The organism is Paraferrimonas haliotis (assembly GCF_002282895.1).
Lineage (GTDB): Bacteria > Pseudomonadota > Gammaproteobacteria > Enterobacterales > Shewanellaceae > Paraferrimonas > Paraferrimonas haliotis.
This window is the reverse complement of the sequence record NZ_NRRB01000001.1, coordinates 792,365-805,531: the sequence shown is the minus strand read 5'-3', so window position 1 is coordinate 805,531 and position 13,167 is coordinate 792,365. Positions and strand designations below refer to the sequence as shown.

At 47.7% G+C, this 13,167-nt stretch carries 14 protein-coding genes; all 14 read right to left on the bottom strand.

What is annotated here, in order from left to right; translation table 11 throughout:
* Positions 1-10: 10 nt before the first annotated feature.
* Entirely contained in the window at positions 11-175 is a 165-nt protein-coding gene (locus CLC91_RS14965) for a hypothetical protein (protein WP_158220689.1), read from the bottom strand.
* 19 nt (positions 176-194) lie between these two features.
* Complete coding sequence (gene hypE / locus CLC91_RS03730; protein WP_095499636.1) at positions 195-1,217, bottom strand: hydrogenase expression/formation protein HypE; 1,023 nt, start codon at positions 1,215-1,217, stop codon at positions 195-197.
* A 283-nt stretch (positions 1,218-1,500) separates the two neighbouring features.
* Complete coding sequence (locus CLC91_RS03725; protein ID WP_095499635.1) at positions 1,501-2,712, bottom strand: alginate export family protein; 1,212 nt, start codon at positions 2,710-2,712, stop codon at positions 1,501-1,503.
* Positions 2,713-2,993: 281 nt separating this feature from the next.
* Positions 2,994-3,638 (bottom strand): MBL fold metallo-hydrolase, encoded by a 645-nt coding sequence (locus CLC91_RS03720; protein WP_179287589.1) that lies wholly within the window; start codon positions 3,636-3,638, stop codon positions 2,994-2,996.
* Positions 3,639-3,792: 154 nt separating this feature from the next.
* Positions 3,793-4,821: an RNA polymerase sigma factor RpoS gene (gene rpoS, locus CLC91_RS03715; protein WP_095499633.1), complete on the bottom strand. Its 1,029-nt coding sequence runs from the start codon at positions 4,819-4,821 to the stop codon at positions 3,793-3,795.
* A 103-nt stretch (positions 4,822-4,924) separates the two neighbouring features.
* Positions 4,925-5,821, bottom strand: coding sequence for a peptidoglycan DD-metalloendopeptidase family protein (locus CLC91_RS03710; RefSeq protein WP_095499658.1), 897 nt, complete (start codon positions 5,819-5,821; stop codon positions 4,925-4,927).
* A gap of 10 nt (positions 5,822-5,831) precedes the next feature.
* A complete protein-coding gene (locus CLC91_RS03705; protein WP_095499632.1) occupies positions 5,832-6,470 on the bottom strand; it encodes a protein-L-isoaspartate(D-aspartate) O-methyltransferase in 639 nt (212 codons plus the stop codon).
* On the bottom strand, positions 6,467-7,204 hold the full coding sequence (gene surE / locus CLC91_RS03700; RefSeq protein WP_095499631.1) for a 5'/3'-nucleotidase SurE: 738 nt from the start codon (positions 7,202-7,204) through the stop codon (positions 6,467-6,469). The genes CLC91_RS03705 and surE overlap by 4 nt, the downstream gene beginning before the upstream one ends.
* Positions 7,185-8,264, bottom strand: a complete 1,080-nt coding sequence (gene truD, locus CLC91_RS03695; RefSeq protein ID WP_233132565.1) for a tRNA pseudouridine(13) synthase TruD — start codon at positions 8,262-8,264, stop codon at positions 7,185-7,187. The genes surE and truD overlap by 20 nt, the downstream gene beginning before the upstream one ends.
* Position 8,265: 1 nt before the next feature.
* Positions 8,266-8,754 carry a 2-C-methyl-D-erythritol 2,4-cyclodiphosphate synthase gene (gene ispF, locus CLC91_RS03690; RefSeq protein ID WP_095500014.1) on the bottom strand — a complete coding sequence of 163 codons (489 nt, stop codon included), beginning with the start codon at positions 8,752-8,754 and terminating at the stop codon, positions 8,266-8,268.
* Positions 8,754-9,488 carry a 2-C-methyl-D-erythritol 4-phosphate cytidylyltransferase gene (gene ispD, locus CLC91_RS03685; protein ID WP_095499629.1) on the bottom strand — a complete coding sequence of 245 codons (735 nt, stop codon included), beginning with the start codon at positions 9,486-9,488 and terminating at the stop codon, positions 8,754-8,756. Before ispD ends, ispF begins: the two co-directional genes overlap by 1 nt.
* A 31-nt stretch (positions 9,489-9,519) precedes the next feature.
* The gene (gene ftsB / locus CLC91_RS03680; RefSeq protein WP_095499628.1) at positions 9,520-9,807 is read right to left on the bottom strand and encodes a cell division protein FtsB; all 288 of its coding nucleotides are present in this window, start codon (positions 9,805-9,807) and stop codon (positions 9,520-9,522) included.
* A 275-nt stretch (positions 9,808-10,082) separates the two neighbouring features.
* Positions 10,083-11,375 (bottom strand): phosphopyruvate hydratase, encoded by a 1,293-nt coding sequence (gene eno / locus CLC91_RS03670; RefSeq protein WP_095499626.1) that lies wholly within the window; start codon positions 11,373-11,375, stop codon positions 10,083-10,085.
* Between the two features lie 99 nt (positions 11,376-11,474).
* Positions 11,475-13,109 carry a CTP synthase gene (locus CLC91_RS03665; protein ID WP_095499625.1) on the bottom strand — a complete coding sequence of 545 codons (1,635 nt, stop codon included), beginning with the start codon at positions 13,107-13,109 and terminating at the stop codon, positions 11,475-11,477.
* Positions 13,110-13,167 lie beyond the last annotated feature (58 nt).

Below are 13,167 nucleotides of genomic sequence, written 5' to 3'. Positions count from 1 at the left end.
AGTCTTATTTCTATTTTTTAAGTAATTTCCAACCGAGCCCTATCGCCAAACCCACCGCCGCCATGATAAGAAAATCGCTGGCGTGGAAGTGATAGTGGCCAAATGCGCCGTGACCTTCGTGAGCCATGGCAATGCCTGGAGTTGTTATGGCGACTAGTGTTAAAAGTTTTTTCATTGTGTGCTCCATAATTGAATTAACAAATTCGAGGTAATTGTTCGCCCACCGGCATTTGTAACTGACGATGAGTGCCATAAAGCCCTTCCACTACAACTTGAGGAGTCGTTGCGTCACTCACCTCGCCGATACATGCAGCTTGTTTGCCTAATGGGTGTGATTGCATGGCGGCCAACACAGCGTCGGCATTTTCAGCGGCAACGAAAGCCACTAATTTGCCTTCATTCGCCATAAGTAAGGGGTCAAGTCCAAGCATTTCCGATACCGCTCGAACTTCTTGATGAATGGGCAGTTGGGTTTCTTTTAAACAGATAGACAGTTGGCTGGATTCGCTGATCTCATTACAAACCGCAGCTACACCACCGCGTGTTGCATCACGCATTGCGTGCACCTTGCCAGCAACTTGCATGAGCTCTGTAAGTTCATTGAGCGCGGCGCAATCGCTGCTAATATCGCCCGATAAAGCGAGCTCTCCGCGGGCTTGCAATATGGCGGTGGCATGATCCCCTAAGGTCCCATTAACAAGGACTTTATCCCCCGCTTGCACTTGGGACACCCCCAAACAGCGATTTTCTGGAATTACGCCAATACCACTGGTATTAATAAACAGCTTGTCACAAGCCCCCTTATGCACCACTTTGGTATCGCCGGTAACAATACTGACGCCCGCTCGTTCAGCTTGTTGCGCCATGGATTTCACAATGAGCTCTAGAGTCGCCAAATCTAAGCCTTCTTCAATAATGAAGCCAGCGCTAAGATATTTGGGTATGGCACCGCCCACCGCTAGATCGTTAACGGTTCCGCATACAGCGAGTTTACCTATGTCTCCACCATTAAAGGTGATGGGGTCAATCACGAAGGAGTCGGTGGCAAATGCCAGTTTGTCGGTGCTGTTGGAAAAAGAAGCTAAAGAAAGCTGTGCCTGATCTTCCATCAAGCTAAGGTGCGGATTATTAAAGTACTTAACAAATAAGTCTTTAATCAGCTGTTGCATAGCGAGGCCACCACTGCCATGAGCTAAGGTTATTTTCGTGCCTGTCATAGGGTCACTTTTTATTTTGTGTTACGTCTTACTACCGAAATCTACAGTGACTATGTCACACCTCACCACCTCAAAAGTTGATCTAAATCATCGCTGTTACGTGTATAGCAACCGCCGCGACGGTTGCCGACAATATTGTGACAAAACTCTCATTTTTAAGCCTGTTTAGAGGGGGAATGAAGTGTTCCCGTTAACTAGTTTTGTTAAAAATTTACAGACTTGTTAACGCTAAAAAACAAAAAAGCCACTCAAACGAGTGGCTTTTGGTATCAGTAAAGTGCTTTTAGAAGGTTAGCCCTGCCCAAACCCAAACTTTATCAGTATCAACTTTACCAGCGCCTTTATCACCGGCCATGTAGGCCGCATATTTGATACCGCCGCTAAGGTTATCAGTAAACTTAGTGGTTAGTGAGGCGTTAATCTCTTTACCAAGATCTTTAACATCCATGGTTTCTTTGTCGGCACTGAAATCGTGGTAGGTTACCAACCAATTCACTTTCATAAACTGGCCTGAAACCGTGGCATACAGATCTTTAAGACCTTGCTTAGGCGTACCTAAGAATTGATCTGACCAACCGTTAAATTTATGCAAGGTGGCCAGCGGCGTCGAGAAGCCGTAGTTGCCGTCGTCCGAACCCAATACTTCGTAGCCAAGCGCTACCGAAACCGGCTTAAAGCCCGCTTTTGCCTCAAGGAAGTAGTAGTTTGCATCGTAGCTCATGGTGTCCATGGTCGACTTCTGTTGAGCATACTCTGCTTGGTATCCTAGCTTGAATGCATCCAAGTCTTGAGCACCGGCGAAGCGAACACCGTAGGTGTCGAGGCCATTCTTCATGGCTTTGTCTTCTTCCAGCAAGTAACCGTAACCGCTCACTTTACCAAACGGCGTATTGTACGACGCGTTCAATACGTGGTCTTTAGAATCCACATCTTTCACGTCAGCAAAAATACGATTGCGTTTAGTAATGTAGGCGTACTGTAGGCTTAGATCTTTAATGGGCGTCACCACTAGGTTTGCTGCATCAAAGGTTTGACGATCTTGACGCCAGCCCACATGACCAATAAACCGTTGATTGTCGATGGCCAGCACTTGACGACCTACGCGGCCAAGAAGCATGTCATTTTTGTACTGAACAAACGCTTGGTCGACTTCAGTAACCTTAGGATCGGCAATCACAGAATAGTGCGTATCACCATTAATGGTGTCGTTGTAATTGTTGACACCGAAGGCTGGGCGAGAATCTTCAAATTCAACCATTGCACTAAATCCGCTAAAGTCAGCGGTGGTGTAACCCAGTCGAGTACGAATCGTTAGAGCTTGTGCATCTTTAAGGTCATTGTCTTGAGAAACTCCTTCAAAGCGCAGACGTACATCGCCTTTTACCGAGCCTTGGGTCAAAGCTTCAGTAACGCTTGTTGCTTCCGCCAGGGTTGGCGCTGAAAAACCAACTAACGCGGCCGCGATGGTTAAGCTAATTGAAGATTGTTTTAGCATGTCATTATCCTATCAGGCTATGTGATTATTATATTGGGTTGCTTATTTGCAACATGTTGACAGCAATCCTATGAAAATCATTTACAAAAAATTTTGATTTAGATCACGTCAAACCCCAAATACCTACATAGGGTTACACACTTGTCACGATTGCGTCACAAAAGACGCTTCAACCAAAGCCTGAAACGTGACCCCGATCACGTTTAGATGGCGGGAGGACGCGTAAAAGCCGCTAAGAGGCGGCTTGGCTGAAGATTAGTGAAGAGAAGTACTGGCTTAACTTAGGAAAATAGTTGATCTGCCACAAACGGGTTATTTTTCCGTTCATTGGCAAACGTACCATTAGGACCATGCCCGGGTACAAAGGTAACGTCATCGCCAAGGGGCCACAACTGATGTCGAATCGAGTGAATCAAAGCTTGATGGTCTGACTGAGGAAAATCGGTGCGCCCAATAGAGCCACAAAACAGTACATCGCCTACCCACGCTATATTGGCTTGTTGATTGAATATCGCCATGTGACCAGGGGTGTGGCCCGGTACATGCACCACTTTAAACGTCAATTGTCCTAACGATAAAGTGTCACCATGCGCTAAGTAGCGCGTAGGAGTGAACGACTCTATGGTGTCAAAACCAAACATTTGGCTTTGCTGAGCCAAGCCATCCAACCAAAATTGGTCTTGTTTGCCAGGCCCAATGATATCAACCTTATATTGAGTTGCTATCGCGCTCGAGGCTCCAACATGGTCTAAATGACCGTGAGTTAACCAAATGGCGGCCAGTTGCACCCCTGTTTGACTAAGCGCTTCTTCGATGCGTTGAGGGTCACCACCCGGATCGACTAATGCGGCTTGATTGGTTACATCACACCAGATCAATGAACAATTTTGCTGAAAAGGGGTTACTGGAATAATTTTGTATTGCAATGCCATAACGAGGATGTCGCTCCAAATGCGTCTAGATTGACAGAATAGCGCCCAGCATAACCGAATTTGTGGGTTCATGCATAAAAAAAGCAAGGGCGAACCCTTGCTTATTGCGATGTTGCGATGTTGCGATGTTGCGATGTTGCGTCAATGACTATTGTTGACGAAACAGAGTTTCAACATTAAGCCCTTGCGAGCCAAGTGAATCTTTCAATCGACGTAAGGCCTCGACCTGAATTTGACGTACTCGCTCACGAGTTAACCCGATTTCTCGCCCGACATCTTCTAAGGTGGATGGCTCATACCCCATCAACCCGAATCGGCGCGCTAAAACTTCCCGTTGTTTGCTATTAAGCTCTTCCAACCAACGCACAACTGAGTTCTTAATATCTTGATCTTGCACACAATAATCTGGGCCAACCTTGTCGTCATCAGCAATAATGTCCAATAACGCTTTGTCCGATTCGCCGCCGATTGGCGTGTCCACCGAGGTGATTTTTTCATTCAGTTTAAGCATGCGACTCACGTCTTCAACCGGCTTATCCAATTTCTCAGCAATCTCTTCGGCGGTTGGTTCATGGTCTAATTGATGGGCTAATTCTCTCGCCGTACGCAGATAAACATTAAGCTCTTTAACCACATGAATGGGTAGCCGAATGGTACGGGTTTGGTTCATGATGGCCCGCTCAATGGTTTGTCGGATCCACCAAGTGGCGTAGGTAGAAAAGCGAAAGCCTCGCTCCGGATCAAACTTCTCTACCGCACGAATAAGTCCTAAGTTACCCTCTTCTATAAGATCCAGTAACGCCAATCCTCGATTGTTGTATCGACGCGCAATTTTAACCACCAATCTCAAATTACTCTCAATCATGCGGTTTCTTGACTTCTCGCACCCTTTCAATGCTTTGCGCGCAAAAAACTTTTCTTCGTCGGCGCTCAGCAGTGGCGAAAATCCAATTTCACTTAGATACATCTGGGTCGGATCTAGATTCTTTTGCAGATCTTCTTTGGTGCGCTTGTCGCTTGGCACCTTGGTGGTTGAGGTAGCTTTGGTTTGTTGTGCCGTTTTAGCAGCTTTACTGGCTTCAAGCTCCACTGCGGCTTCGATAACGGCTTGATCAAGTTGATCGGTATCTAGCGAGGTAGTTACGGCCTCCGCCGTATTAGTTGTAGTGTGACTCATGGTAAGTGTCTCCCGTACGCATTACCCAAATTTTCAATTGCACCTTTCGGCCTCCGTGTTCCTTTGCATAAAAAAGTTACCAAACAAATGTGACAAAATTCCTTCACTGCTTTGGTAAAAAGTTTAGGGGGTCCACTGATTGTCCGCGGTAACGGATTTCAAAGTGAAGCATGACCTGGTTTGTACCAGAGCTCCCCATATCGGCAATGCGTTGCCCTTGTTGCACGTTTTGCCGATCTTTAACCAAGATCCGATCATTGTGAGCGTAAGCACTGAGGTAATCGTCATTGTGTTTAATAATAATCAGATTACCGTACCCTCTTAGCGCGCTGCCGGCATACACTACTCTACCGTCCGCAGACGCCAAAACCGCGGAACCCCGCGTTGCAGAAATTTTTATTCCATTTCCACTTTGCTCACCAGAAGTATATCGTCCGACCAACTTGCCCTTAGCTGGCCAAATCCACGCACTGACTTTCTGTGTCTCTTTAGTCGGGCCAGTTTTGTGGATAACTTGATTAACATTTTGTTTACTTCTTGTCTCAACATACTCCCCGGAGCCATCCTTAGCAAGATCTTTTTTAGGAGTTGCTAATGTACTATTGTTACGGTTTGTGTTTTTGGCTTGGGAAGCGCTAGCGCCCGCTGTTACTGGAGCTGAGGTCACAACATGCTTTGGTGAAGATTTAGAATTTTTGCTCGAGTTTTGAGCTTTTCTGGTTTGACCAGAAAGAGCCAGTCGTTGACCCGGATGAATAATATAAGGTGGGGATAAGCTGTTGATTGTTGCTATTTGACGGTAGTCTTTACCGCTAGCAAAAGCAATGGAATACAAGGTGTCTCCCCGCTTAACCGTGTAGTGCGAACCACTATAACTGCCCCGTTCTTCGGCACGATATACTGCCGTGGGGTTGAGCTCGGTAACGGGCGCTGGTCGTTGCGCCTCGAATGCACAAGCCGTTAGCAAGAAACTCAGTCCAGTTAGCGCAATCAGTCGCATCATCGGCTGGCTATTCCAAATCACCATTAATCAGCGGCACGAACCTGACCGCTTCGATTTGAGCGCTGACAAAACTGTCTCCATGTCGCGTGATCACTTGCAGCGTTTGCTGCTCACTGCCCACAGGAATAATCAAACGCCCCCCTTCGGTTAATTGATGCAACAATTCTTGGGGTACGTGAGCCGCTGCTGCGGTCACCATTATCGCGTCAAAAGGTCCTTTGCTCGGCCAGCCATTCCAACCATCACCGTATTTAAAATTTACGTTGTGCAAATCAAGACTTTTCAATCGACGCCGGGCTAAAATTTGCAGGCTTTTGATGCGCTCTACCGTCGCTAACTTAGGAACAAGCTGAGCTAAAATAGCGGCTTGATATCCAGATCCAGTACCAATTTCCAACACTGATTGCGGCTCGCTTTTCAACAGTAGCTCGGTCATTCGAGCCACAATATAGGGCTGCGAGATGGTTTGCCCCTGACCGATTGGCAGAGCCGTATTTTCATACGCTTTCATGGCCAAAGCATCGTCAATAAACAAAGCTCGAGGCGTGGCGGCAATGGCATTAAGTACCCGCTCATCAACGATGCCAGATTGCGCCAACATAGCGGCTAGACGTTTACCTGCTGCAGAAGCGAGTCCTTTATTCATCGTTCAACCCAATCTGCAAGTGCCGACATGCGTTCGTAGGCGGTTAAGTCGACCCACAAAGGCGTGATGGATACATAGCCTTGAGCAACCGCTTCAAAATCGGTGCCCTCTCCTGCATCTTGTTGAGCCCCCGGTGGTCCAAGCCAAAATATCTCTCGACCTGCGGGGTCTTGAGTACGAACCATGCCTTCCGCTTTGTGACGGGCCCCCAAGCGGGTCACTCGGATCCCTTTAATTTGCTCATATGGAATATCGGGCACATTGACGTTGAGAATTTGGTCTTTGCCTAACGGCGCCGATTTGAGTTTCTCTACCAGCTGTTTGGCAACGATCGCCGCCGTCTCATAGTGCGTTTTCCCGACCAAGGAAATGGCCAACGCCGGTAAGCCAAGAAAGCGCCCTTCCATCGCAGCAGCAACGGTTCCTGAGTAGAGGGTGTCATCACCCAAATTTGCACCATCATTGATTCCAGACACTACAATTTCCGGCTCATCTTGATACAGTTCACGAATCGCTAAATGCACGCAATCCGTTGGCGTTCCATTGACTGAGATGTATCCATTTTCCAGCGTGTGAATGCGCAACGGATTGGTTAAAGTTAGCGAATTACTCGCCCCTGAACAGTTGCGATCCGGCGCCACCGTTAGCACTTCTCCAAGCTCGCTAAGCGCATCTGACAGCGCTTTGATTCCAACGGCGTTAACGCCATCATCATTACTGACCAGAATTTTCATTAGGTGCTTCATCCTGCTTTAACTGCTGCTCCATTGCTTGAGCATCTTGATAACCGGTGAGTTCTCTCACCACACTGGTCGCAAAAGCGCCACTCGGGAGCACGAACTCTAGGATAATGGTATTGTTTTTTGCATCAAGCTCGTAACGCAATTGCTGTGGTCGCAATAGCAATCCTTTGCGCTCTTGTTTGAGATCGTACGATTCAAGCCCTTGGCACAAATCGCTATGCTGTTGGCAAACAGACAACTCGAAGTCACGAGCTTGCCCCTGAGAAGCCAATTCGCCTTGCCCCCACAGAGGACCAGAAAAACCGATATCGTTCGTTTGTAATCGTTGCTCTAGGGTTTCATCCCAAGCGTCGGTTTTAAAGTAGCTGTTGCTGCCGGCTAGTATCATGGCATCGCCCGCAAGCGGTGCTAACCCGAATTGCTGCAAACGCTCACTTAAGCACAGATTGAATAAAAATGACCGTGCCGCCGATAGGTACATAGAGCGCTTGTGACGATCTTTCGCTTTTTTACCGGCAAACATCTGTATTGCTCTGTCAACGTTGGCGCCGCCATGACCAAAGCGTTGCTCGCCATAATAATTAGGTACGCCGGTTTTCTCGATTTTTGCGATACGCTCAACAATATCCTGACTGTCGCTAATGTCCCGTAGACAGAGTTTGAATTGATTGCCAAGCAAAGCCCCAGTTCGCAGTTTACGACGATGGCGTTTTACATCCAGTACCTGGATTTGGTCGGTATTGATGTCGGTCCAAGAAGGGGTTTCTTTACCCGGTAGTCGAACGCAAAACCATTGCTCTGTAACCGCGTGCCGGTCTTTTTGCCCGGCCACTGATACATCCCGTGGCGGTACACCGGCAAAACGCGCGATGACCTTAGCGACATAAGCGGTGTTTTGCCCTATTTTGCGAACGTACAAATAGAAATGCTCGCCCTCGCCGTCAAATTCGATGGGAAGCAATTCCGTGACCTGAAAATCTTCGGGTTTAGCTCTTAAAGTGGCTTGGCTTGAAGGTTTTCCATGCAAGTAGGTTAAGCTCGTCATATCCATATCAGCAGCACTCTCTGGTTTGACTTACCAAGACTACGGCTTCGCAGGCAATGCCTTCTTTACGGCCGGTAAAACCAAGCTTTTCGGTGGTGGTCGCCTTAACGTTAACTTGCGATACGTCGATGTTACAATCCGCCGCAATCACCGCTCGCATGGCGTCGATATGCGGTCGCATTTTAGGCGCTTGTGCAATGATGGTGCTATCTAAGTTATTAATCTTATAACCGTTATCCTTGACAAGTTTTACCGCATGGCGAAGCAGAGCTCTACTATCAGCTCCTTTCCATTGGGTATCGGTGTCAGGAAAGTGCAGCCCAATGTCGCCTTGCGCAATACTGCCTAGCAAAGCGTCCGTTAGCGCGTGCAACAACACATCACCATCGCTATGGGCGAGTAACCCGTGTTCATGCTCAATTGCAACGCCACCGATAATAATGGGGCCTTCACCACCAAACTTATGTACGTCGTAACCGTGACCGATTCGATTCATTATCGTGCCTTAATTATTAATTCCGCCAGCGCTAAATCTTGCGGATGGGTAATTTTTAAATTGCTCATTTGTCCTTCAACCAAACCAACGTATCCGCCAAAACCTTCTATCGCAGAAGCTTCATCGGTAATCGTAGCATCGCGTTCAAACGCTTGTTGCAAGGCTCGATAAAGCGTCATTAATGGGAAACACTGAGGCGTTAGAGCATGCCATAAATGTTGTCGTTCTTCCGTGTGGGACACCCAGTTTTGGCCGTTTTCAGTGCTTGCTCGCTTCATGGTATCTCGCACCGGCGTAGCTAAAATGGCGCCATGCCCCTGGTGCTGCACAAAATCAATGAGCGCATCGATATCCGCACCACTTAAACAGGGACGAGCGGCGTCGTGCACCATAACCCAAGTGCATTCAAGCTCAGCCTTTGGAAGATGGTTAGTCAGATAATGAAGGCAATTAAACACCGAGTCAGCCCGCTCAACACCGCCGTCTACGCGAGTAACCTGCTGATGATGCGCAAACACACTGTCGCCAAAATAACCATCGTCGGGACTGATGGCACATACGATTCGCTTAATGCGAGGGTGACTTTGTAATACCGACAAGGTGTGGTCTAGAATGCTTTTATTGTCGATGCTTAGGTATTGCTTGGGACAGGCCGCCTGCATTCTGGCGCCAACACCAGCCGCAGGAACAATGGCAATAAACTGTTGTGGATTGAATGAGGATTGTTGGGTCATAAACGAAACTCTGCTTTAGGAGATCAGTGGATTATTGTTGCCGCAACGGTCGATTTATCACTCGATAAAAAGATTCGTTTTTCTTAATCATGCCTAACTCATTGCGAGCTCGCTCTTCAAGCGCTTCAGAGCCCTCTTTCAAATCTTCAATCTCACTGTAGAGAACTTGATTGCGCTCCACCAGCTTATCATTGCTTAGCTGTTGAGCCTGAATTTGGCTTTGTAACTGGAAATATTGGGGCAAAGAGTTGTTACCAAACCACAATCGGTATTGGAGTAACCCCAAAAGTACCAACAAAATCACCAATAAGCGCTTCATGCCATTCTCGTTATTATTATCACTTCGCTATGATCACTCAATTCCAACAAAAAATAAAGCCCAAACCCAAGCTCCCAAGCTTATCCACAGGGGACGTACCCCTACCTTGGGGACGTACCCCTGCAGAAATTGCGACAAAATGGGTACATTTTTTAGGGGGGGTACGTCCCCAAAAAGCGGAGGGGTACGTCCCCAGCAGCGAAAAGCTGGAGGCTGAGCAGCAAAAAGCCCGCGCTAGGCGGGCTTCGATTGAGCGGGTAGCGCTGCGCTTAAGCCTACTGGCCTTTCACTTCCGCTAAGCCGCGAAACGGCGCTTCGCCGCCTAACTGCTCTTCGATGCGAAGCAGCTGGTTGTATTTAGCTACACGGTCGGAGCGACATAGTGAGCCGGTCTTGATCTGCCCAGCCGCGGTGCCTACCGCCAAGTCAGCAATGGTGGCGTCTTCTGTTTCACCTGAGCGATGTGAGATAACCGCAGTAAAACCAGCGTCTTTAGCCATTTTGATGGCATTCAACGTTTCTGTAAGCGAGCCAATCTGGTTGAACTTAATCAAGATAGAGTTAGCGATGTTATTCTCAATACCGCGTGACAAAATCTTAGTATTGGTTACGAACAGATCATCGCCTACCAGCTGAATTTTATCGCCAAGAATCTGAGTTTGATAGGCCCAGCCGTCCCAATCAGATTCGTCCAAACCGTCTTCAATGGACACAATCGGGTATTGCTCAGTCAATGCCGCAAGGTAATCAGAGAAACCATTAGCATCAAACGATTTGTCTTCGCCACTCAGCACATACTGGCCGTCCTTGTAAAACTCAGAGGCGGCACAATCCAGTGCTAAGGTTACGTCTTTACCTAACTCATAACCCGCGTTCGCCGTCGCTTCTTTAATGACGGCGAGCGCTTCAGCGTTTGATGCTAAGTTTGGCGCAAAACCGCCTTCATCACCGACCGAAGTGCTAAGGCCACGGGCACTCAATACCTTTTTCAATGAGTGGAAAATCTCAGCACCCATACGCAGTGCTTCACGGAAGTTTGCAGCGCCCACTGGCTGCACCATAAACTCTTGAATATCTACGTTGTTATCCGCGTGCTCGCCACCGTTCAAAATGTTCATCATAGGTAGTGGCATGGAGTATTGGCCAGCGGTTCCGTTCAGTTCGGCAATGTGAGCATACAAAGGCATGCCTTTTGCCGCTGCAGCCGCTTTGGCCGCGGCCAGTGACACAGCTAAAATCGCATTAGCACCGAGCTTTTCTTTATTTTCGGTGCCATCAAGATCAATCATGATTTGGTCCAACGCCGCTTGCTCAGTAGCGTTTTGACCCAGCAGCTCCGGTGCAATTAAATCGTTCACGTTGGCAACCGCAGTTAACACACCTTTACCTAAGTAGCGAGCTTTATCGCCATCACGTAACTCAAGCGCTTCACGAGTACCGGTTGAGGCACCACTTGGCGCACACGCCATACCAATAAAACCGCCTTCAAGATGAACTTCTGCTTCAACGGTTGGGTTGCCGCGGGAGTCCATGACTTCACGTCCTAACACTTTAACGATGTTTGCCATCTTGTTCTTAAACCTTTTAATAATTACTGTTCGATTGGTTGTTATTGAAAAATGCCGCCACAAATTCTAACTTGCGACGGCACTCTTGTTGATTGATATTTACTCATCATCTCCTGAACTGAAATGATTTGCTGCAGCAACAAATCCTTCAAACAGAGGATGTCCATCTCGCGGCGTCGAGGTAAATTCAGGGTGGAATTGGCCAGCAATAAACCACGGATGACCTGGTATTTCGATCATCTCAACCAATTTCTTGTCCGTCGATAACCCTGAGAATACCAAACCCGCTTTTTCTAACTGATCACGGTATGTGTTATTCACTTCATAACGATGACGATGACGTTCAACACAAGTATCGCCATAAATGTCATGGGCCTTAGTGCCTTTCACTAAGTGACATAATTGAGCACCAACTCGCATGGTGCCGCCTAAATCCGATGCCTCATCGCGCTTTTCAACATCACCGTCAGCATCTAACCACTCGGTAATTAAGCCAACCACAGGGTAAGGCGTATCCGCATTAAACTCGCTGGAGTGAGCACCTTCCATGTTAGCCACATTGCGGGCAAACTCAATCAAGGCTACCTGCATGCCCAGACAAATACCAAGATAAGGCACCTTGTTTTCACGAGCATAACGAGCAGCCATAATTTTGCCTTCAACACCGCGCTCACCAAACCCGCCAGGTACCAAAATGCCATCGAGTCCGGCCAACACTTCATCGCCTTTTGCTTCAACATCTTGAGAGTCTACATAGCGAATTTCTACCGAAACGCGATTCTTAAGTCCCGCATGCTTCAAAGCTTCGTTAACCGACTTATAAGCGTCCGGCAATTCAATGTATTTACCCACCATGCCAATCACAACTTCTTTGGTTGGATTGGCTTCTTCATAAATAACCGTTTCCCACTCTTTGAGATCGGCTTCTGGGCAATCTAAATGGAAGCGACGAACCACCAAGCTGTCGAGGTTTTGCGACTTTAATAAGGCAGGAATTTTGTAGATGCTATCCACATCTTTCATTGAGATAACCGCACGCTCTTCAACGTTGCAGAACAAAGCAATCTTGGCCCGCTCGTTAGAGGGCACAACGCGGTCACTGCGACAAATCAGAATGTCTGGCTGAATACCGATTGAGCGCAACTCTTTTACCGAGTGTTGAGTTGGCTTAGTTTTAACTTCACCGGCTGCACCCAAATACGGCACTAAGGTCAAATGCATGTACATGGCACGCTCGCGACCCAGCTCTACGCCCAATTGGCGAATCGCCTCTAAAAATGGCAAAGATTCGATGTCACCAACGGTACCGCCAATCTCAACAATGGCCACGTCGTTGCCTTCGCCACCGGCAATAACACGCTCTTTAATCGCGTTAGTAATGTGAGGAATGACTTGAATGGTAGCGCCAAGGTAGTCGCCACGACGCTCTTTACGCAAAACATCGGCGTAAATTGCTCCGGTGGTAAAGTTGTTACGACGGCTCATTTTGGTGCGAATAAAGCGCTCGTAATGCCCCAAGTCTAAGTCAGTCTCTGCACCGTCTTCGGTTACAAAAACTTCACCGTGCTGAGTTGGGCTCATGGTGCCCGGATCCACGTTAATGTATGGGTCCAATTTCATGATGGTGACTTTTAAGCCGCGAGCTTCGAGGATAGCCGCTAAGGATGCCGCCGCAATCCCTTTTCCTAATGATGAAACAACGCCACCAGTAACGAATATATATCGTGTAGTCATTTTGAACCTGAGAATCTAAGAGACATTGAGATGAGAGGCGCCACAAATAAAAAACCCG

What these genes read in the sequence shown, in the direction of transcription:
- CLC91_RS14965 (WP_158220689.1), bottom strand. Translation starts at nt 175, where the DNA reads ATGAAAAAACTTTTAACACTAGTCGCCATAACAACTCCAGGCATTGCC.
- hypE (WP_095499636.1), bottom strand. Translation starts at nt 1,217, where the DNA reads ATGACAGGCACGAAAATAACCTTAGCTCATGGCAGTGGTGGCCTCGCT.
- CLC91_RS03725 (WP_095499635.1), bottom strand. Translation starts at nt 2,712, where the DNA reads ATGCTAAAACAATCTTCAATTAGCTTAACCATCGCGGCCGCGTTAGTT.
- rpoS (WP_095499633.1), bottom strand. Translation starts at nt 4,821, where the DNA reads ATGAGTCACACTACAACTAATACGGCGGAGGCCGTAACTACCTCGCTA.
- CLC91_RS03710 (WP_095499658.1), bottom strand. Translation starts at nt 5,821, where the DNA reads ATGCGACTGATTGCGCTAACTGGACTGAGTTTCTTGCTAACGGCTTGT.
- CLC91_RS03705 (WP_095499632.1), bottom strand. Translation starts at nt 6,470, where the DNA reads ATGAATAAAGGACTCGCTTCTGCAGCAGGTAAACGTCTAGCCGCTATG.
- surE (WP_095499631.1), bottom strand. Translation starts at nt 7,204, where the DNA reads ATGAAAATTCTGGTCAGTAATGATGATGGCGTTAACGCCGTTGGAATC.
- truD (WP_233132565.1), bottom strand. Translation starts at nt 8,264, where the DNA reads ATGGATATGACGAGCTTAACCTACTTGCATGGAAAACCTTCAAGCCAA.
- ispF (WP_095500014.1), bottom strand. Translation starts at nt 8,754, where the DNA reads ATGAATCGAATCGGTCACGGTTACGACGTACATAAGTTTGGTGGTGAA.
- ispD (WP_095499629.1), bottom strand. Translation starts at nt 9,488, where the DNA reads ATGACCCAACAATCCTCATTCAATCCACAACAGTTTATTGCCATTGTT.
- ftsB (WP_095499628.1), bottom strand. Translation starts at nt 9,807, where the DNA reads ATGAAGCGCTTATTGGTGATTTTGTTGGTACTTTTGGGGTTACTCCAA.
- eno (WP_095499626.1), bottom strand. Translation starts at nt 11,375, where the DNA reads ATGGCAAACATCGTTAAAGTGTTAGGACGTGAAGTCATGGACTCCCGC.
- CLC91_RS03665 (WP_095499625.1), bottom strand. Translation starts at nt 13,109, where the DNA reads ATGACTACACGATATATATTCGTTACTGGTGGCGTTGTTTCATCATTA.